This is a genomic window from Micromonospora sp. CA-240977, from assembly GCF_050942285.1.
Classification (GTDB): Bacteria; Actinomycetota; Actinomycetes; order Mycobacteriales; family Micromonosporaceae; genus Micromonospora.
Genome location: NZ_CP192055.1, coordinates 6291416 through 6311016 on the forward strand (window position 1 = coordinate 6291416; position 19601 = coordinate 6311016).

At 71.6% G+C, this 19601-nt stretch carries 15 protein-coding genes; 7 read left to right on the forward strand and 8 right to left on the reverse strand.

Translation table 11 applies throughout. The features are described from left to right. Positions 1–28 precede the first annotated feature (28 nt). Positions 29–802: a peptidoglycan DD-metalloendopeptidase family protein gene (locus ACQPWW_RS28515; protein WP_433126760.1), complete on the reverse strand. Its 774-nt coding sequence runs from the start codon at positions 800–802 to the stop codon at positions 29–31. A gap of 250 nt (positions 803–1052) precedes the next feature. Between ACQPWW_RS28515 and ACQPWW_RS28520 the strand changes: the two genes are divergently transcribed. The 5 genes from ACQPWW_RS28520 to ACQPWW_RS28540 all read left to right on the forward strand — a co-directional run bounded on the left by ACQPWW_RS28520 (position 1053) and on the right by ACQPWW_RS28540 (position 7371). After that, the gene (locus tag ACQPWW_RS28520; RefSeq protein ID WP_433126762.1) at positions 1053–2399 is read left to right on the forward strand and encodes an ABC transporter substrate-binding protein; all 1347 of its coding nucleotides are present in this window, start codon (positions 1053–1055) and stop codon (positions 2397–2399) included. Positions 2400–2469: 70 nt separating this feature from the next. Further along, complete coding sequence (locus ACQPWW_RS28525) at positions 2470–3516, forward strand: carbohydrate ABC transporter permease (RefSeq protein WP_433126764.1); 1047 nt, start codon at positions 2470–2472, stop codon at positions 3514–3516. A gap of 1 nt (position 3517) precedes the next feature. Then, the gene (locus ACQPWW_RS28530) at positions 3518–4486 is read left to right on the forward strand and encodes a carbohydrate ABC transporter permease (protein ID WP_433126766.1); all 969 of its coding nucleotides are present in this window, start codon (positions 3518–3520) and stop codon (positions 4484–4486) included. Between the two features lie 68 nt (positions 4487–4554). Further along, positions 4555–5601 carry a LacI family DNA-binding transcriptional regulator gene (locus ACQPWW_RS28535; protein ID WP_433126768.1) on the forward strand — a complete coding sequence of 349 codons (1047 nt, stop codon included), beginning with the start codon at positions 4555–4557 and terminating at the stop codon, positions 5599–5601. Positions 5602–5697: 96 nt separating this feature from the next. Further along, positions 5698–7371, forward strand: a complete 1674-nt coding sequence (locus ACQPWW_RS28540; protein ID WP_433134631.1) for a glycoside hydrolase family 13 protein — start codon at positions 5698–5700, stop codon at positions 7369–7371. A gap of 141 nt (positions 7372–7512) precedes the next feature. Here ACQPWW_RS28540 and ACQPWW_RS28545 read toward each other — a convergent pair whose 3' ends face one another. The 3 genes from ACQPWW_RS28545 to xylA form a co-directional block, all read right to left on the reverse strand. Next, positions 7513–8967, reverse strand: coding sequence for an MFS transporter (locus ACQPWW_RS28545; protein ID WP_433126769.1), 1455 nt, complete (start codon positions 8965–8967; stop codon positions 7513–7515). Positions 8968–9061: 94 nt separating this feature from the next. After that, positions 9062–10489 (reverse strand): xylulokinase, encoded by a 1428-nt coding sequence (gene xylB, locus ACQPWW_RS28550; RefSeq protein ID WP_433126771.1) that lies wholly within the window; start codon positions 10487–10489, stop codon positions 9062–9064. Positions 10490–10498: 9 nt separating this feature from the next. Then, the gene (xylA, locus tag ACQPWW_RS28555; protein ID WP_433126773.1) at positions 10499–11686 is read right to left on the reverse strand and encodes a xylose isomerase; all 1188 of its coding nucleotides are present in this window, start codon (positions 11684–11686) and stop codon (positions 10499–10501) included. Between the two features lie 78 nt (positions 11687–11764). On the opposite strand from xylA, the gene ACQPWW_RS28560 reads away from it, so the two are divergent. After that, entirely contained in the window at positions 11765–13003 is a 1239-nt protein-coding gene (locus ACQPWW_RS28560; RefSeq protein ID WP_433126775.1) for an ROK family transcriptional regulator, read from the forward strand. Between the two features lie 9 nt (positions 13004–13012). On the opposite strand, the gene ACQPWW_RS28565 is transcribed toward ACQPWW_RS28560, so the two are convergent. Next, positions 13013–13639, reverse strand: coding sequence for a MarR family winged helix-turn-helix transcriptional regulator (locus tag ACQPWW_RS28565; RefSeq protein ID WP_433126777.1), 627 nt, complete (start codon positions 13637–13639; stop codon positions 13013–13015). Between the two features lie 98 nt (positions 13640–13737). On the opposite strand from ACQPWW_RS28565, the gene ACQPWW_RS28570 reads away from it, so the two are divergent. Further along, positions 13738–14868, forward strand: coding sequence for a PP2C family protein-serine/threonine phosphatase (locus tag ACQPWW_RS28570; RefSeq protein WP_433126779.1), 1131 nt, complete (start codon positions 13738–13740; stop codon positions 14866–14868). 10 nt (positions 14869–14878) lie between these two features. On the opposite strand, the gene ACQPWW_RS28575 is transcribed toward ACQPWW_RS28570, so the two are convergent. The 3 genes from ACQPWW_RS28575 to ACQPWW_RS28585 form a co-directional block, all read right to left on the reverse strand. Then, a complete protein-coding gene (locus ACQPWW_RS28575; RefSeq protein ID WP_433126781.1) occupies positions 14879–16360 on the reverse strand; it encodes a sugar transferase in 1482 nt (493 codons plus the stop codon). A 213-nt stretch (positions 16361–16573) separates the two neighbouring features. Further along, the gene (locus ACQPWW_RS28580; RefSeq protein ID WP_433126782.1) at positions 16574–18331 is read right to left on the reverse strand and encodes a substrate-binding domain-containing protein; all 1758 of its coding nucleotides are present in this window, start codon (positions 18329–18331) and stop codon (positions 16574–16576) included. Positions 18332–18488: 157 nt separating this feature from the next. Next, the gene (locus tag ACQPWW_RS28585; RefSeq protein ID WP_433126783.1) at positions 18489–19526 is read right to left on the reverse strand and encodes a lactonase family protein; all 1038 of its coding nucleotides are present in this window, start codon (positions 19524–19526) and stop codon (positions 18489–18491) included. Between the last annotated feature and the right edge of the window lie 75 nt (positions 19527–19601).

Consider the following 19601-nt stretch of genomic DNA (forward strand, 5'->3'; position numbering starts at 1 on the left):
ACCGCCGGGGACCGTGGCCGTGCCCGGGTCAGCAGCGGGGCACGCCGGGGATGTATCCGTCCGATCCGGTGTACACGTACGCGTCGGCGATGAACCTGCCGGAGCCGATGCGGTCCCAGATCGAGCTGGTCCCGTAGGTGCCGGTGACCGAAGTGCCACTGGTCTGGCAGGCGATGGTCACCCGGGTGCCGTCGGCGACGGTGCCCACCGAGGCGTACCCGGTGCCAGGGCCGGAACGGACGGTCAACGGGGTGCCGCTGGTGTCGACGGTGCCGTTGCCGCCGCCCGAGGAGCACCCGTTGTCACTGGTGTAGGTCTTGGTGCCCCAGTACAGCGCGAGGGTGCCGTTGAAGCGGACCTGGATGTCGGCGCCGTTGAGGCGCTGCTCGTAGTGCAGGTGTGGGCCGGTCGAGCCTCCGGTGCTGCCGACCCAGCCGAGCACCTTGCCGTAGGCGACCGTCTGCCCGACCGAGACGTTGAAGCCGTTGAGGTGCGCGTAGTAGGTGCTGTAACCGCCGCCGTGGTTGATCCGGACGTACTTGCCGTAACTGGTGCCGCCGAGGTCGGTCACCCGGTCGACGGTGCCGGGGGCGCTTGCCACCACCGGGTCGCCGACGTCGTCGGTGCGGTTGAAGTCGACGGCGTACGCCGGGCTGTGATCCGACCTGGTCTGGCCGGACCAGGACTGGCCGCACGGGAAAGGCACCTTGAAGGTCGGCGCGGCCAGCGCCGGGCTGGCCGGCACCAGTGCTCCCCCGACGAGCAGACCCGTCACCAGCAGGCTCATCCACCGCTTGCGCATGCAGCTCCTCCTATGTCGAAAACCTTCGATGCGATGCCCCCAGCCTGACAGATATCGTCAATCTTCGAAAGGGGCGAAGATCCGCCCCGGGAGCGCGCCTACCAGGCAGCCCGCAGGTTTCCGGATTGTTACTCGCTCGTGTCTGACAGGGGGTGGACCGGAGCGAATGCAAGCGCTTACATGTGTGCACGCCCAATCGGACCGGCGACGGGTCACCAGCACGACCGCGCCGGCTAGGAAGGAGGACGGCATGGCGGTCTTTACCAGACCACGCCAGGCCTTCGTGATCGCCGGCGTACTCGGGCTGGCGCTCAGCGCCACCGCCTGCGGTACCGGCGACGACAAGAAGAGCGACAACGCGGGCTCCGCGGAGTGCGCCGCATACGACAAGTACGAGGGCCACGACGGCAAGAAGGTCTCGATCTACGCGTCCATCCGTGACGCCGAGGCCGACCTGCTGGAGCGCTCGTGGTCGCAGTTCACCGAGTGCACCGGCATCGAGATCGACTACGAGGGCAGCGGCGAGTTCGAGGCGCAGCTCCCCGTCCGGGTCGACGGCGGCAACGCTCCCGACATCGCCTTCGTGCCGCAGCCGGGCCTGGTCAAGCGCTTCGCGGACGCCGGCAAGCTGAAGTCCCTGAGCGCCGACACCAAGACCCTCGCCGAGCAGAACATGCCGGCCGACTGGCTGAAGTACGGCACCGTGAACGGGACGCTCTACGGCGTGCCGCTCGGCGCCAACGTGAAGTCCTTCGTCTGGTACTCGCCGAAGACGTTCAAGGAGAAGGGCTGGGAGGTCCCGACCACCTGGGACCAGCTGATCGCCCTGAGCGACAAGATCGCCGCCAGTGGCATGAAGCCGTGGTGCGCGGGCGTCGAGTCCGGTGACGCCACCGGCTGGCCGGCCACCGACTGGATCGAGGACGTGATCCTGCGGACCCAGGGCCCCGAGGTCTACGACCAGTGGACCACCCACGCCATCCCGTTCAACGACCCGAAGATCGTCGACGCGGTTGACCGCGCCGGCAGCATCCTCAAGAACGACAAGTACATGAACGGCGGCTTCGGCGGCGTCAAGAGCATCACCACCACCGCCTTCCAGGAGGCGGGCCTGCCGGTGACCACCGGCAAGTGCGCGATGCACCGACAGGCGTCGTTCTACGCCAACCAGTTCCCCGAGGGCACCAAGGTGGCCCAGGACGGCGACGCGTTCGCCTTCTACTTCCCGGCGATCGACCCGGCCAAGGGCAAGCCGGTGCTGGGCGCGGGCGAGTTCGTCGTCGCCTACGCCGACCGTCCCGAGGTCCAGGCGGTGCAGACCTACCTCGCCTCCGCCGAGTACGTGAACAGCCGCGCGAAGCTCGGCAACTGGGTCACGGCGAACAACAAGCTGGACATCGCCAACGTGGCCAGCCCGATCGACAAGCTCTCCGTCCAGATCCTCCAGGACAAGACGGGCACCTTCCGCTTCGACGGATCCGACCTGATGCCGGCCGCCGTCGGCGCGGGAACGTTCTGGAAGGGCATGGTCGAGTGGCTGAACGGCAAGCCGACCGCCCCGGTGCTCCAGGGCATCGAGAGCAGCTGGCCTAAGTGATCCCGGCGGTGGCCCGGTCCGCGCTCGCGGGCCGGGCCACCGGCCGAGGTGGACCCGGAAGGGAGGGTTGATGAAGTTCGACTTCGCCGATCAGCAGCCGAAGTTCCTCATGCTGATGTACGGGCTGATCGCCTTCGTGGTGGTCGTCGGCGGTCTGCTCCTGTTGCTCGACGTGGTGCCGGCCTGGTTCGCCCGTCGGCGGGAGGCCCAGCTCGTCGCCGCCTCCGTGGGCGGGGGCCCGCTGCCCCGCCGGCGCAAGCAGCGGGAGGGGCTCTTCGCGTTCTTCTTCCTGCTGCCGACGCTGCTGCTGCTCCTCATCGGCCTGGTCGTGCCGGCCATTCGCACCACGCTGCTCTCCCTGATGGATGGAAGCAGCACCAACTGGGTGGGTCTGCGCAACTACGGCTGGATGTTCTCCGACGACTCGATCGTCCGGGTCCTGATCAACACCCTGGTCTGGGTGCTCCTGGTCCCGTTGGTGGCGACCGGGTTCGGCCTGATCTACGCCGTCCTGGTGGACAAGGCCCGGTTCGAGGCGGTGGCCAAGTCACTGATCTTCCTGCCGATGGCCATCTCCTTCGTCGGCGCCAGCATCATCTGGAAGTTCGTCTACGCCTACCGCGGTGACGGCGACCAGATCGGTCTGCTCAACCAGATCGTTGTCACCCTCGGCGGTGAGCCGAAGCAGTGGCTCCTGGAGTCACCGCTGAACACGCTGCTGCTGATCGTCATCATGGTCTGGATCCAGGCCGGCTTCGCCATGGTGGTGCTCTCCGCGGCGATCAAGGCCATCCCCGGCGACATCGTGGAAGCCGCCCGGCTCGACGGCGTCAGCCCGTGGCAGATGTTCTGGCAGATCACCATGCCGAGCATCCGGCCGGCGCTGATCGTCGTGGTCGTGACGCTCACGATCGCCACGCTCAAGGTCTTCGACATCGTCCGGACCGCGACGAACGGCAACTACGACACCAGCGTGATCGCCAGCGAGATGTACAACCAGGCGTTCCGGTACGGCCAGAACGGGCAGGGTTCCGCGCTCGCGGTCTTCCTCTTCATCCTGGTCATCCCGGTCGTGATCTACCAGATCCGCAACCTCCGTCAGCAGCGGGAGGGCTGAGATGACCACCGCAACGCCCACCGTCGCCGTCGGCACCCAGAAGACCGACGGCACCCCGACCACCACGGCCGGACGGGTCCGCAAGCGGTTGAACAGCCGCACCGCGACGCTCGTCTCGATCGTCATCGCGGTGGTCTGGACCATCCCGACCTTCGGCCTGCTCGTCTCCTCCCTCCGACCGGAGGACGAGATCAAGACCACCGGTTGGTGGACCGCGTTCACCAACCCGCAGTTCACGTTCGAGAACTACCAGCAGGTCCTGTTCGGGCGGTCGGGATCCTCCGGGCAACTCGCCGGTTCCTTCATCAACTCGCTGGCGATCACCATCCCGTCGGTGCTGTTCCCGCTCGCCTTCGCGTGCCTGGCGGCGTACGCGCTGGCGTGGATCAACTTCCGCGGCCGGGACTGGGTCTACATCGCGATCTTCGCGTTGCAGATCGTGCCGTTGCAGATGGCCCTGGTGCCACTGCTGAAGTTCTTCTCCACCGGCGTCACCCTCGGCGGCGTCACCCTGATGCCGGCCTGGGACCTGGTCGACGAACAGAAGTTCGCCCAGGTGTGGTTCGCCCACACCTGCTTCGCGCTCCCGTTCGCCGTCTTCCTGCTGCACAACTTCATCTCGCAGCTCCCCGGAGACCTGATGGAGGCGGCCCGGGTCGACGGGGCCACCCACCCGAAGATCTTCCGCACCATCGTGCTGCCGCTGATCACCCCGGCGCTTGCGGCGTTCGGCATCTTCCAGTTCCTCTGGGTCTGGAACGACCTGCTTGTCGCGCTGATCTTCGCCGGTGGCGGCAACGAGACCGCCCCGCTCACCGTCCGGCTCGCCGAGATGGCCGGCACCCGGGGCAACGAGTGGCAGCGGCTCACCGCCGGCGCGTTCGTCTCCATCGTCGTACCGCTCATTGTCTTCCTGTCCCTGCAGCGCTTCTTCGTGCGAGGCCTGCTCGCCGGCAGCGTCAAGGGCTGACCCGCTTGCCCGCCGCCGCCTGACCCCTCGGGCGGCGGCGGGCGCTTCAGGCACCGAGCGGGGGAACCGTGACGAGGATCGATGATGTGGCCCGGCTGGCCGGAGTGTCCACGGCCACCGTCTCGCGGGCCCTGCGCGGGCTCCCGACGGTCTCCGCCGCCACCCGGCACCGGGTGCTCGCTGCCGCCGAGCAACTCGACTACGCGGTCTCACCGAGCGCGTCCCGGCTCGCCGGTGGGCGGACCGGCACTGTCGCGGTGGTGGTCCCCCGGATCACCCGATGGTTCTTCAGCACCGTCGTCGAGGCGGTCGAGGAGTACCTCCACCAGTCCGGCTACGACCTGCTGCTCTACAACCTGGGCGGCCGGGAGCAGGTCCGCCAGCGGGTTCTGCGCACTGCCAACCTGCACAAGCGGGTGGACGCCATGATGCTCGTCGCCACGCCCCTGCGGCCGGCCGACCTGACCGCGCTGGCCACCCTGGAACTGCCCGGGGTGACCATCAGCTCGGGCAGCAGGGTGCCCAACTGGCCCTGCGTACGGATCGACGACGTCGCGGCCGCCCGAGCCGCCACCCGGCATCTGATCGACCTCGGCCACCACCGGATCGCGCACATCTCCGGCGACCCGGACGACGAGTTGGCCTTCACCACCCACCTCGACCGACGCCGCGGCTACCAGGCGGAGCTGCGCTCCGCCGGCCTGCGGCCCGACCCGAGCCTGGACGTCGAGTCCACCTTCACCATCGACGGCGGCAACCGGGCCGCCGCCGAGCTGCTGGCCAGCGGCGAGCCGCCGACCGCGATCGTCGCCGCCTGCGACGAGATGGCGATGGGGGCCATGACCGCGGTACGCGACGCCGGACTGCGGGTGCCGCAGGACGTCAGCGTGATCGGCATCGACGACCACGACCTGGCCGGTGTGCTGGGGCTCAGCACCATCGCCCAGCCCGCGGCCGAGCAGGGCCGGCTCGCCGCCCGGATGTTGCTCGACCCGCTCGGGGCACGCCCGCCGGGCCCCGTCGTGGGGCAACGGAACGCCGGCTACGACTCGCCGGTGATCCTGCCCACTCGGTTGGTGGTCCGGGACTCGACCGCACCACCCCGGGCACACTGAAGAACTTCACCATCCGCCGCCGACCGGCGGCGGGCGGCGACGCGGCCGGCGGCAGCACCGCCGGCAGTCAACCACAGCTCGACACGGGAGAAGACCCTGAACACCGATCCGACGCAGCAGAAGTCCCCCGGTCACCCGGTCACCGGCTGGTGGACCGAGGCGACCATCTACCAGATCTACCCCCGCTCGTTCGCCGACTCGGACGGCGACGGGATCGGTGACCTGCCCGGCATCACCGCCCGCCTCGACCACCTGGTCGAGCTGGGCGTGGACGCGGTGTGGCTCTCCCCGTTCTACCCGTCACCGCAGGCCGACGCCGGCTACGACGTGGCCGACTACCGCGACATCGACCCGCTGTTCGGCACCCTCGCCGACGCGGACAAGCTGATCGCCGAGGCCCGGTCCCGCGGCCTGCGGGTGATCGTCGACCTGGTCCCCAACCACACCTCGTCCGCGCACCGCTGGTTCCAGGCGGCGCTCCACGCCGCGCCCGGCAGCCCGGAGCGGTCCCGGTACATCTTCCGGGACGGCCGCGGACCGGCCGGCGACCAGCCGCCGAACGACTGGCAGAGCGTCTTCGGCGGCCCGGCCTGGACCCGGACGGTGGACGCCGACGGGCAACCCGGCCAGTGGTACCTGCACCTGTTCGACACCGGCCAGCCGGACCTCAACTGGGAGAACCCGGAGGTGCACGCGGAGTTCCTGGACGTGCTGCGGTTCTGGCTCGACCGTGGGGTGGACGGCTTCCGGGTGGACGTGGCGCACGGCCTGATCAAGCAGGCCGACCTGGCCGACTGGCAGGAACCACAGGAGATCCTCTCCGGCAACGAGATCGACAAGCCGCGCCCGCCGATGTGGGACCAGGACGGCGTGCACGAGATCTACCGGCAGTGGCGCCAGGTTCTCGACAGCTACCCGGGTGAACGGGTGCTTGTCGCCGAGGCATGGGTGGAGCCGGCCGAGCGCCTGGCCCGCTACGTCCGCCCGGACGAGATGCACCAGGCGTTCAACTTCGAGTACCTGCTCGCCGCGTGGACCGCACCGGCCCAGTACGCGGTGATCACCCGCTCGCTGGAGGCGACCGACTCGGTCGGCGCGCCGACCACCTGGGTGCTGTCCAACCACGACGTGGTGCGGCACGCCTCCCGGCTCGGCCTGCCGATCGGCACCGTACGGCCCAACGGCATCGGCATCGGCGACCCGCAGCCGGACGCCGCGCTCGGCCTGCGCCGGGCCCGGGCGGCCACCCTGCTGATGCTCGCCCTGCCCGGCTCGGCCTACCTCTACCAGGGCGAGGAGCTGGGGCTGCCCGAGCACACCACGCTGCCCGACGAGGCCCGGCAGGACCCGACCTGGGCGCGCAGCGGGCACACCCAGCGCGGCCGGGACGGTTGCCGGGTGCCGATCCCGTGGGAGGCCGACGCCCCGTCGTACGGCTTCGGGCCCACCGATGCGAGCTGGCTGCCGCAACCCGCGCTCTGGGCGGAGTACGCGCTGGACCGTCAGCGCGACGTGCCCGGCTCGACGTACGAGCTGTACCGCACGGCGCTGCGGCTGCGCCGCGAGCACGGGCTGGGTCGCGGCACCCTGGAGTGGGTGTCCTCCGGCGACGAGTCGCTGACCTTCCGCAACGGGGAGCTGACAGTGCTTACCAACTTCGGCGCGGCGTCGGTGCCGGTGCCGGCCGGCGCCGAGGTGCTCGCCGCCAGCGCGCCTCTGGACGACGACAACGCGATCCCCACCGACGTCACCGTCTGGCTCCGGGCCTGACCCACTGACCCACGCCAGCGGAGGGGCCAAGATCCGTGCAACATCAGGGATGTTGGCCCCTCACGCTCGCCCGAGGCGGCACTTTCCCTGCTGGTGCGCGGATCAAGGCAGGTGGGGCGTCGGGACCGCGAGCGGCGCGGGTCAGAGGCGGTTGGCGCGGGTGTGCAGCAGGTCGTGGACGTTGTCGATGTCCGCTGGTGAGGTCCGCGAGGCGAGCCAGTACATGATGCCGGTGGGGATGAAGAAGAGCTGGAACGCGGCCAACCCGACGGCGAAGTTCAACGGCGGCGGGAAGGCTGCCCGCAGCCCCTGGAACGCCACCCCGACCAACCCGTTGCCCGCCGCGCGACCGACGCCGTTGACCAGGTTGCCCAGGCTGTAGACGGTGCCCCGGTGCTCGGGCGGGTTCACGTCGGCGATCAGCGCGAACCAGTTCGGCGAGTTGGCGGAGGTCAGCGCGAGCGCCACGATCGCGGTGAGCAGGCTCAGGCCCACCGACGGCTCGGTGAACACACTGGCCAGCACCGCGCCCACGACCGCGCCGCCGCTGGCGCCGTCCGGCACGTCGATGGTCACCGGGACGAAGAACAGCACCAGGTAGAACGGCAGCGCGGCGAGGATGCCGATCGCGGCGACCAACGCCCGCCCCCCGGGGTTGCGCCGTTGCACCGCGTCGCCGATCAGACCGCCCACGATGGAGAGCACCCCACCGAGTTGGAAGAGGGTGGCGAAGACGCTGCCCACCACCACCGCTGTCGACGTCGAATAGCCCTGGGCCTCGGCGCGTTCGGCGAAGAGCACCGGCAGCCAGACCAGTGAGCCGAACGCGGCCTGCGCGGTCAGACCCTGCAGGATCAGCCACCGGTTGGTCCGTCGGGCCAGGATGCGCGGCAGGTCGGCACGGCTGATCCGATAGTCGTACTCGGCGCCGGCGTCCAGCCGGTCGGCCAGTTCCGGCTCGCTCTGGCCCCGCTGGATGTCGTACGTGAAGAGGTAGGCCACTGTGGCGACCAGGCCGACGCCGGTCAGGATCAGGAACGGTCGCCGCCAGTCGGTTGCCCCGAGCAGCCCGCCGACGAGCGTGCCCGCCAGGGTGCCGACCCCCTGGGACAGGCCCCAGAAGCTCATCACCACCCCGCGTCGGGTCGGTGAGATCAGGTCGGTGACCACGGAGAAACCCACCGAGCCGACCGCGCCGAGGCCGACCGCCGCGACCAGCTGTGCGGCCAGGAACGTCAGGTAGCCGCCGGCGAGCGCGCTGCCGCCGGTGCCGGCCGCCCAGAGCAGCGTGCCCACCATGAGCAGGGGCTTGCGGTTGGTCCGGTCACCGACGTACGCCCAGCCGACAGCGGCCACCGCGCTGACCAGGAAGCTGGTCGCGGTGACCAGGCCGAGCAGCCGCCCGGACACGTCGAACGCGTCGGAGATCGGGCCGTACAGCGGCGGGACCAGCCCGATCGCGACGTTGTCCAGCGAGGCGAGCAGCACGAACACCACGACGCTGTACAACCGGTGCGCTGGACCACCGCCCCGGCCAGGCGGGCGTGGGCCGGGCCGCGCCCGACCCCGGCCGGACCCGCCACTGCTCACCGTCATGACCGGCAGCCAACCAGACTCCGCCGAGGGGGCCGTCACGCGGGTGGGTGCCGGTCGACCTGCACCGACCCCCACCCGCGTCGATTTCCGACGGTCAGCGCCGGTCGAGCACCAGCCCGCGAGCCGCCGCGTACTGCTCGCGGACGGCGGGGACCGGCTCGGCCGCGTACTCCTCGGTGCCCTCGACCGCCCAGACCGGCGGCGTCGGACCGCCCAGGGCGACCCAGGCGGCCTGCCGGGCGGCGCCGTCGGCGACGTACTCCCCCGCCGGCGGCACGACGACCGGGCAGCCGAAGACCTGCGGGGCGATCCGACGGACCGCTGCCGACCGGGCTCCGCCGCCGACCAGGATGACCCGGCGAACGGTGGCGCCCTGCGCGGTCAGCGCGTCCAGGCCGTCGGCGAGCGCGCAGAGCATGCCCTCCACGGCGGCCCGCGCCAGGTGCGCGGGGGTCGACGTGCGCAGGGTCAGCCCGTGCACCGCGCCGGTGGCGAGCGGCCGGTTCGGCGTCCGCTCACCCTCCAGGTACGGCACCATGACCAGCCCGTCCGCGCCGGCCGGCGCGGAGAGGGCCAGCTCGGCCAGCTCGTCCAGGCTGACGCCGAGCAGCGCGGCGGCGGCGTCCAGCACCCGGGCCGCGTTGAGCGTGCAGACCAGCGGCAGGAAACGACCTGACGCGTCGGCGAAACCCGCCACCGCGCCACTCTCGTCGGCGGCCGGCACGTCGGCGACGCTGAACACGGTGCCGGAGGTGCCGATCGAGACGACCACGTCACCGGGGCCGGCACCGACGCCGAACGCGGCGGCGGCGTTGTCCCCGGTGCCCGCGCCGAGCAGCGCGCCGCCCGGCCCGCCCAGCTCGTCGGCCAGCTTGCCGGCCGACTCCGCCGGACCGAGCACCTCGGGCAGCACCAACTGCCGGCCGAAGCCCCGTTCCAACAGGTCCGGTCGGTAGTCGCCGGTCGCCGGCGACCAGTAGCCGGTGCCGCTGGCGTCACCACGGTCGGTGCGCAGCGCGCCCAACCCGGGTGCGCCGGCCAGCCGCCACGTCAACCAGTCGTGCGGCAGGCAGACGGCTGCCACCCGGGCCGCCGCCTCCGGCTCGTGGGTGGCCAGCCACCGCAGTTTCGTGATGGTGAAGCTGGCCACCGGGACACTGCCGGCGGCCTCGGCCCAGAATCGACGCCCGGCCGCGCCGCCGCCGGCCTCCTCGACGAGGTCGGCGGCGGCGTCGGCGGATCGGGTGTCGTTCCACAACAGCGCCGGGCGGACCACCCGGCCGTCCTCGTCGAGGCACACCATGCCGTGCTGCTGGCCGGCGACGGAGATCGCCGCCACGTCGGCCAACCCACCGGCCTGGTCGATGGCGCTTCGCAGCGCCTGCCACCAGGCTTCCGGGTCGACCTCGGTGCCGTCCGGGTGCGGCGCCCGGCCCTGCCGCAGCAGAGCCCCGGTCTCCGCGTCCCGGATGACCACCTTGCAGGACTGGGTGGACGAGTCAACGCCTGCGACCAACGGCATGGCGGGGCCTCAGCGGGCGCCGAGCAGGTGCTCGACGGCGAGCTGGTTGAGCCGGACGAAGGCGAAGCCCCGGGCGGCCACCGCGTCGACGTCGACGTCCTCGAACGCGGACCGGTCGGCCAGGAACTCCTCGTAGCCCTCCCCCGCGCCGAGCGTCGGCGTGTTCAGGTCGCCGACCTTGCTGGCGGCGAGCGCCTCGACCACCTCGGGGTCGGCGCGGAACGCCGCCGCCCGCTCCTTGAGCAGCAGGTACGTGCTCATGTTTGCCGCCGCCGAGGCCCAGACGCCGTCCATGTCCTCGGTCCGGGAGGGCTTGTAGTCGAAGTGCCGGGGGCCGTCGTACGCCGGGCCGCCGTTCGGGCCGCCGTTCTCCAGGAGGTCCACCAGGGCGAACGCGTTCATCAGGTCACCGTGGCCGAAGACCAGGTCCTGGTCGTACTTGATGCCGCGCTGGCCGTTGAGGTCCAGGTGGAACAGCTTGCCCTGCCAGAGCGCCTGGGCGATGCCGTGGGCGTAGTTGAGCCCGGCCATCTGCTCGTGGCCGACCTCCGGGTTGAGGCCGACCAGCTCCGGGTGCTCCAGCTGGGAGATGAAGCCGAGCGCGTGCCCGATGGTGGGCAGCAGGATGTCGCCGCGCGGCTCGTTGGGCTTGGGCTCCAGCGCGAACCGCAGGTTGTAGCCCTTGTCGATGGAGTACTGGGTGAGCAGGTTGACGGCCTCGCGGTAGCGGTCCAGCGCGGCGCGGACGTCCTTGGCGAGGTCGTACTCGGAGCCCTCGCGGCCGCCCCACATCACGAACGTGCTGGCACCCAGCTCGGCGGCGAGGTCGACCTGGCGCAGCACCTTGCGCAGCGCGTACCGGCGGACGTCGCGGTCGTTGCTGGTGAAGCCGCCGTCCTTGAAGATCGGGTGGGTGAAGAGGTTGGTGGTGACCATCGGCACCACAAGGCCGGTCTCGTCGAGGGCCTTGCGGAACCGGGCGATGTGCTGGTCCCGGGTGGCGGCGTCGACGCCGAACGGGATCAGGTCGTCGTCGTGGAAGGTGATGCCGTACGCGCCCAGCTCGGCGAGCCGGTGTACCGCCTCGACCGCGTCGAGCTCGGGACGGGTCGCGTCACCGAACGGGTCACGGGCCTGCCAGCCCACGGTCCAGAGCCCGAAGGAGAACTTGTCGGCGGGGGTGGGACGGGGTGCCATGAGCGACCTCCGGGGTGGTGTTGTCCGCTATTTGTTCAGCGATTGAATTATTTGCTCAGCGTATGGCACTGTCAAGGGGTGAGCCTCACCCACGCCCCGGCCGGCGCGGTCCGTCAGGGCAGTCTGCGCGAGCTCAACCTCGCCCTGGTCCTCGGCCGGATCGCCACGGCCGACCGACCCCCGTCCCGGGCCGACCTGGCGACCGCGACCGGCCTGACCCGAGCCACGGTATCCGCGGTGGTCGAGGACCTGCTCGCCGGCCGGTTGGTCAGCGAGTCCGACCCCGCGCCCCGCGCCGGCGCCGGCCGCCCGGCCCGTGGTCTCGTCCTGGCCGACCAGGGGCCGGCGGGGCTCGGCCTCGAGGTCAACGTCGACTACCTGGCGGTCTGCGTGGTGGACCTCGCCGGACAGGTCCGGCACCGCACCGTGCACCGGGCCGACCTGCGCCCGGTGGCCCCCGCGGACGCCCTCGCCAAGCTGGTCGAGATAGCCGGCGCGGCCCGCGACGACGCCGCCAGCGAGGGCCTCACCCTGGTCGGAGCCGCGCTCGCGGTGCCCGGCCTGGTGGACGAGGCCGGGCTGGTCCGGCTCGCGCCGAACCTGGGCTGGCGCGACGTGCCGGTGCCCGCGCTGCTCGCCGAGCACCCCCCGCTCGTCGAGCAGGTGCCCGGCATCCCGGCGCTGGTGGTGGACAACGAGGCCAACCTCGCCGCGCTCGGCGAGCTGCACTTCCGGCCACCCGGCCCGGCCAGCTTCCTGCACATCTCCGGGGAGGTGGGCATCGGCGCCGGCATCGTGCTGGATGGCGCGCTGTTCCGCGGCGTCCGCGGCTGGAGCGGCGAGATCGGACATCTCCCGGTGCACCCCGAAGGTCGTCCGTGCCGCTGCGGCGGACAGGGCTGCCTGGAGCAGTACGCCGGCCAGGAGGCGATCGTGACCGCCGCCGGGCTGGCCCGCACGGAGCTCCCCGCGGACACCGCGACGGCGCGACTTGCCGAGCTGGCCGAGGCCGGCGACCCGGACGCGCTGCGGGCGTTGCACGACGCCGGGACGGCGCTCGGTGTCGCGGTGGCCGGCGTCGTCAACCTGCTCGACCTGGACACCGTTGTGCTCGGCGGCGGCTACGCGGCGCTGGCGCCCTGGCTGTGCCCGCCGGTGCTCGCCGAGATCGCCAGCCGGGTGCTCACCGCCGCCTGGTCGCCGGTCACGGTCCGGCCGTCGACGCTCGGCGCGGAGGCCGCCGCGGTGGGCGCCGCCGGCTCGGTGGCCCGCCGGATCGTCGCCCAGCCCGCCGGCTGGCTGGCCCGCTCCGGCTGATCGCCGGGATCAGGCGGTCCGCGCCACCGGCGGTCCGTCGGCCGGCCGGTCCCGGCTGGCGCCGATCGACAGTTGCGGGTCACCGGCCTGCTCCGCCCATTCCGTGCGGGTGTGCCGGTCCGGGTCGATCGACCAGTCTCCCGAGCGCCCGCCGGGCCGGTCCGGGTCGTCCGGCCAGTCCCCCGGCTCCGTCGGGTCACCCGACGCCGGTGTGCTCTGCGCCCGCTGCTGGCGAGCGACCTCGTCGAATTCCCGCAGGCCGTCCAGCAGCGCGTCGCGGCCCGTGGGGCTCATCCCGCCCAGCACGACGGCGAGCCGCGCCTGACGGTCGGCCCGCAGCTCGGCGAGGAGCCGGCGGCCCTCCGGGGTGAGGTGCAGCGAGATCTCCCGCCGGTCGAAGCGGCCCGGCTCGCGCTCCAGCATGCCGGCGGCGACCAACCGGTCGCAGAGGCGGCTGGCGGAGCTGAGCAGCATGTCCAGCCGGGTGGCCAACCGCCGCAGGTTGATCCCGTCGTGCTGCTCCACCACCATCACCGCCCGTAGTTGGGCGCCGGAGACGCGGCCGGCCGTCCCCTCCCGAGCGGATTCCCAGATGCCGAGCAGGGCAGCGGCCGTCTCGTCCAGCGCGGCAGCCATACTCGTCTCAGGGTCCGTCGAACGGTGGAGTTCAGCCATGGTGGCCCGAGAGTACTCCGAAACCACTGGTGGTCGAGCTTTCAGCGAGGGACGCGACGATGAGCGAACCGGTCAATCAGGCACGACGCGCCCTGAACGAGACACCGGCGGACCGGCTCGTCGGTGGTGTCGGAGACGTGCTCGCCCGGTCGTACGCAATCACCGACGTCGAGCTGTACCAGGTCGACTACCGGCTCGCGGAGCTGCTGCCGCTCACCGAGGGTGACTCGATCACGAACCCCGGGCACCCCGCCTGGCGCGCCTTCGACCACCAGTCGCCGATCCTGACCGACGGCACCGCCTGGTTCCCGGTGACGATGCGTGGCGAGCGGCGAGGGGTGCTGTGCCTGGCGCCCGTCCCGGACGACCGGGAGGTCCTCGCCGAACTGGCCGACATCGCCACCGCGCTCGCTCACGAGGTGGCTGCGGTCTCCGCCGGCACCGACGTCTACCGGGCCGCGCGGCGCACCCAGCGCCTCACCCTGGCCGCCGAGATGCAGTGGGACCTGCTTCCCGGCCGCAGCCGGATCCGCCCCTCGTTCAGCCTCGCCGGGCAGTTGGAGCCGGCGTACGCGGTTCGCGGCGACAGCTTCGACTGGTCGGACGACGGGCAGCGACTCTGGTTGTCCACCATCAACGGCACCGGCGAGGGTGTCGCCGCCTCCCTGCTCACCTCGTTGGCCACCCACGCGCTGCGCAACGCGCGTCGGGCCGGACTGAGCCTGGCCGACCAGGCCGCCCTCGCCGACCAGGCGATCTACGACCTGTACCGGGGCGAGCAGCACCTCTCCGCGTTGCTGATGGAGCTGGACCTGCGCTCCGGGATGATGACGGTGGTCGACGCCGGCTCACCCCGGCTGGTCCTGCTGCGCGACGGGGAGGTCACCGAGCAGCCCCTGGAGGCGCAGTTCCCACTGGGCATGTTCGAGGAGACCGACTACCACGAGCAGAAGTTCCCGATGGAGCGCGGCGACCGGGTCTTCGTCGTCAGCGACGGGGTGGTGGAGGCCACCGGGCAGCACATGCGCTACGGCGAGACGGCCCTGGACCGGTTCCTGCGGCGGACCGGGCCGATGGAGCCACTGGACGCCGTCCGGTCCCTGATCGGTGACCTGCGTGCCTTCGTGGCCGGTGACCTGGTCGACGACGCGGTGGTCGTCTGCCTGGACTGGACCGGCCCGCAACAGTGACCGGCGGCCGTCAGTACGCTCCGCGGCCGTTCAGGACCGCGCCGAAGGTCTTCCAGAGGATGGTGAGGTCGGCGGCGAGGGACCAGTTCTCCACGTAGTAGAGATCGAGCCGGATGCCGTCCTCCCAGCTCAGGTCGGAGCGGCCGCTGACCTGCCACAGCCCGGTCATGCCGGGCTTGACCAGCAGCCGCCGGGCCACGTCACCGTCGTAGCGGGCCACCTCCGAGGGCAGCGGCGGGCGGGGCCCGACCATGCTCATCTGACCCAGCAGCACGTTCACCAGTTGCGGCAGCTCGTCCAGCGACCACTTGCGCAACAACCGGCCGACGCGGGTGACCCGGGGGTCCTGGCGCATCTTGAACATCAGGCCGTCGGTCTCGTTGCGCGCGGTCAGCTCGGCGAGCAGCGTGTCGGCGTTCACCACCATGGTGCGGAACTTGAACACGCCGAACTCCTGCCCGCCCCGGCCGACGCGGACCTGCCGGAACAGCACCGGACCCCGGCTGTCCAGTTTGATGGCCAGGGCGATGACCGCGATCAGCGGCATCAGCAGCGCCAACGCCAGCGACGAGGCCGACCGGTCGACGAGACCCTTCACCAACTTGCGCGCACCGCGGAACTCCGGCGCCTCGACGTGGATCAGCGGTAGGCCGGCAACCGGGCGGGTGTGGATGCGCGGGCCGGCAACGTCGGTCAGCGCGGGCGCCACGACCAGGTCGACGCCGGTGCCCTCCAACTGCCAGCCGAGGCGCCGCAGCCGGGTAGCGGTCAGCTCACCCGACGCGGTCACCGCGACAGTGTCCGCGCCGATGGCGGTGGCGGCCTCCGGGATGCCCCGGAACGACCCCACCACCGGCACGTCGCCCAGTCGCTGCGCCACCGGGGCGAGCAGCGCGTCCGGAATGCACGCCCCGACCACCTGGTAGCCGGCGTACGGCTCGCGGCGCAGCGTGTGCACCAACTCCAACACGTGGGCGGTGTCACCGACCACCAGCACCCGGCGGGACCAGCCGGCACCCATCGAGCGGGCCCGGTGCAGGCGCTTCCGGGCGGCGAACCGTGCCACCTCCAGTCCGACGGTGCCCACCGCGAAGGAGATGCCCAGGAAACCCCGCGAGACACCGAGGTCGGTGATGTAGCCGATGATGGCTATCGCGCCGGCCAGCCGCAGGCTCGCGGAGCTGACCCGCCGGTACTCGTCCGCCCCGTAGCCGATCACCCGGTCGTCGTAGCAGCCGAGCGCCTTGAGCGAGATCAGCCAGGCCAGCACCAACCCGGGGGCCACCAGCACGTACGGGATCTCGGAGCCGGCGGGCTGGTCGTCGCCGAAGCGGGTGACATACCCGATGAGCAGCGCGATGATGAGCACGGTGGTGTCCAGGACCACCATGACCCGGATGTAGGACCGCTCGTCGGCGCGTGCCACCAGCCCGGCGCGATGGTCGTTCGGCTCCGCCGTCGTGGCGGGGGTCAACAGTGTCGCCGCGGTCACCCGGCCCTCCCACTCTGCTCAGGATGGCCCCGGCCAACGGGTCGGACCGGAGGCGGACCGACTATGCCGGAACAGTCGACATCCTGCCTCGATAACTATGACTGCCGATTGCTTCGGACGTATTGCCGTCACTTTTCTTCAACCTGGAAGCCAAAAAGAGGCCTGCCCACCGGTTTCCCGGTGGGCAGGCCTGTGACCTCTGGGGGGGTCAGCTCAGCGCGGTGCCGGAGGACGCCGCGCGATGGCGCTGAGGAAGATGCTGCCGATCTCGCTCGGGTCCTTGGTGACGAAGACATCGCCACCGGTCACCTTGGTGATCGACTCAAGCTCGGCCTTGCTGACGCCCTCGCCGATGCCGATCATGATGACCTGGACCGGCCGCTCCGGATCGGCGGCCTGCTTGAGCTTGGCGAGCAGTTGCTGCTGGTTGAGGCCGTTGTCGTCCTCGTTCTTGCCGTCGGTGAACAGCACGATCGAGTTGACCCGACCGGGTTGCCAGTTCTCCTGCACCGCCTGGTACGCGGCCAACATCGTGTCGTAGAGGCCGGTGTCGCCGCTGGACGGCTTGACGCCGCCGAGCGCACCCTCCAGTTGGGCCCGCTGGCCGGAGAGCGGCCCGATGGGAACCAGCTCCCGGTAGTCCCGGTTGCCGACCAGCTTGGTGGAGAAGGTCCACAGGCCGATCGCCCAGGAGTCGTCGAAGAGGCCGAGGCCACGACGGGCCGCGTCGACGGTGACCTCCTCCCGGCTCCGGTTGTTGGCGGAGGGCACCGGGTCCTTCATCGAGCCGGACACGTCGATGACGGCCAGCATCCGACCGGACTGGGTGGCGATCGACCAGCTGGAGACGACCCGCTGGATCGCGGCCGGGTCCAGCCCACCCGCGGCGGTGCCGCCGTTCGCCGGCGCGGTCGGCGCGCCGCCGGCCGGGCTCGGGGCGCCCTGCGGCGCCTTGAAGCCGTCGCCCCAGTTGCCGTCCGGCGCGCGCAGCGACTGCGCCGCGAGCCGGTTCCGGAAGGAGGGGCTGGTGAGCAGCTCGAACAGCACCCGGGCCGCGGACGCCTTGCTCGGCTCGATGCCGGGCAGCACCGCGTACGGGTAGTCCAGCGGCATCGGGGCCGGCTCCATGTAGAGCGCGGCGAGCGGCACCGGCGGCTTCTTGCTGTTGTACGCGATCACGTCTTCTTCGGACAGCGCCGCCGCGCCGAGACCGCTGGCGATGGACGTCGCGTCGTTGGCGGTCGGGAAGCGGGCCAGCAGGTCGTTGCGCAGCGAGGAGCGGCCGGTGGCCAGTGCGCGCAGCGCGCCGACGGTGTTGCGCTGGGCGTCGCCACCCGCGCCGTTGGCGGCGGCGGTCAGCGAGAGCAGGCCGGACAGGCCGGCGGCGTCACGGGTCGGCTCGACGATCCCGGTGCGCAGCGGCGCGCTCGTGTTGTTGACCTGCTTGAGCAGGTCGGTCCAGTTGAACTTCTTGTCCGGCCAGCCCAGCCGGTTGGCGATCGGCTCGGGCATCGCGACCACGATGGGGCTGCGCGCGATGGACGCGCCGTTGGTCGGAGCGAACGCTGTCGCGTCCTTCTTCAACCGCAACAGCCAGGTCGAGGAGTCCGGCACCCAGACGTCCGGGCTGACGGCGGTGCCGCTGGCCTGCCCCACACCGGCGAGGACCGCGCCGTGTTTGGCCGCCACCACGGCCGCCACGTCGACCGGGTCGGACGCGGAGACGTCGACCCGGATGCAGGTGGGGCCCACCGCGGCGCCGTCCTTGACCCACTGGGACGCGGCGGCGTCCACCGCCGGGGCGAGCTCGGAGGCGACCGCAACCGCGAGTCGGATCTCGCCCGAGCAACTGGATTGGACCAACTCCCGATAGCCGAACCACACGCCGGTCGTGACGACGAGCACTGTCGCCGTCGCGGCGGCAGCTGCTAGGTGGAGTTTCGAACGCATGCGATGGCGGCCTGCTGACACGGTGACCATCTTGCGTACAAGGTGCCGTCTCTGCCACATCCGTTCGGACTAAAGTTACGGAGGAGAAACAGTTGACCACTATTTCGCAACACAGCGTGACGGAACGGCCCCGAGGTGTTGCGAAATCAGCGCAAGCCTCGCGTCTCTGTGTCGGTCCTCACGGCAGCACACACGTCGGGCTCGGCACCGGCACCGGCTCTCCGACCGCCTCCGGCACGCCGGTCTCGACGTCGCGCCGGAAGACCCGCACCATGTCGGCCCGTTCGTCGGCGACGTAGAGGTGTTCCCCGATCAGCGCGAAGTGCCGGGGCCACTCACCACCGGTGTCCACTTCGGCCACCAGCTCGGGCAACTCCCCCGCCAGGGTGAAGGCCGCCAGGGTGCCCACCCCCCGGTTGGCGACGTAGAGGAACCGGCCGTCCGGGCTGACCGCGACCTCCGAGGGCTGAACGTGCCCGGGCCGCTCGCTCGCCTCGACCCGACCCCGCTGGTGCAACGCGCCGTCGTCGGTCAGCTCGTACGCGGTGACGGAGGCGTCCAGCTCACCGACGAGGTAGCAACGCCGCCCGTCCGGATGACGGGCCAGGTGCCGGGGTCCGGCGCCGGGCGTCGTGCGGACGCGAGGCGCCCGGGGCACCAGTCGCCCGCTCGCCTCGTCCAGGTCGTACCGGTAGACCGAGTCCGTGCCGAGATCCACCGCGAGGAGCGGCCCCCGGCCCACGCCCGGCGAGACCATGTGGGCGTGCGCGTGGTCCTGCCGCTCCGGGTCGGGGCCGTGCCCCTCGTGCACCACCAGGTCGGTGCGTTCGCCGGGCACCCCCTGCGGGTCGAGCGCGAAGACCGCGACGCTGCCGCTGCCGTAGTTGGCCGCCACCAGGTGGTCGCCGCCGGGCAGCACCGCCAGGTGGCAGGGCTCGGCGCCACCGGTCGACCGGCTGCCCAGCGGGTCCAGCCCGCCGTCCGGACCGACCCGCCAGGCGCTGATCTCCCCGGCCGTCAACTCGTTGACCGCGTAGAGCACCGGGCGGGTGGGGTGCCGCGCCAGGAAGGAGGGGGACGGTGTGACAGCCACCGTGCCGAGCGGGGTCAGCGCCCCGGTCGTCGGGTCGCGACGGGCGGCGACGATGCCGCTGCCCCGCCCGCCACTCTGCGCGGTGTAGCCCCCGATGTGGACGACCTCACCCTGACCGCTCACGTCCCACTCCTCCGCCGGCACCCTCCGCTGATCCAACCAGAGGCTGCCCACATCGCCCGCCGGTTAACCGGCTTT

Bases quoted from the DNA above. Each gene is read 5' to 3' on its own strand.
- ACQPWW_RS28515 (WP_433126760.1), bottom strand. From the start codon at position 802: ATGCGCAAGCGGTGGATGAGCCTGCTGGTGACGGGTCTGCTCGTCGGG.
- ACQPWW_RS28520 (WP_433126762.1), top strand. From the start codon at position 1,053: ATGGCGGTCTTTACCAGACCACGCCAGGCCTTCGTGATCGCCGGCGTA.
- ACQPWW_RS28525 (WP_433126764.1), top strand. From the start codon at position 2,470: ATGAAGTTCGACTTCGCCGATCAGCAGCCGAAGTTCCTCATGCTGATG.
- ACQPWW_RS28530 (WP_433126766.1), top strand. From the start codon at position 3,518: ATGACCACCGCAACGCCCACCGTCGCCGTCGGCACCCAGAAGACCGAC.
- ACQPWW_RS28545 (WP_433126769.1), bottom strand. From the start codon at position 8,967: ATGACGGTGAGCAGTGGCGGGTCCGGCCGGGGTCGGGCGCGGCCCGGC.
- xylB (WP_433126771.1), bottom strand. From the start codon at position 10,489: ATGCCGTTGGTCGCAGGCGTTGACTCGTCCACCCAGTCCTGCAAGGTG.
- xylA (WP_433126773.1), bottom strand. From the start codon at position 11,686: ATGGCACCCCGTCCCACCCCCGCCGACAAGTTCTCCTTCGGGCTCTGG.
- ACQPWW_RS28565 (WP_433126777.1), bottom strand. From the start codon at position 13,639: ATGGCTGCCGCGCTGGACGAGACGGCCGCTGCCCTGCTCGGCATCTGG.
- ACQPWW_RS28570 (WP_433126779.1), top strand. From the start codon at position 13,738: ATGAGCGAACCGGTCAATCAGGCACGACGCGCCCTGAACGAGACACCG.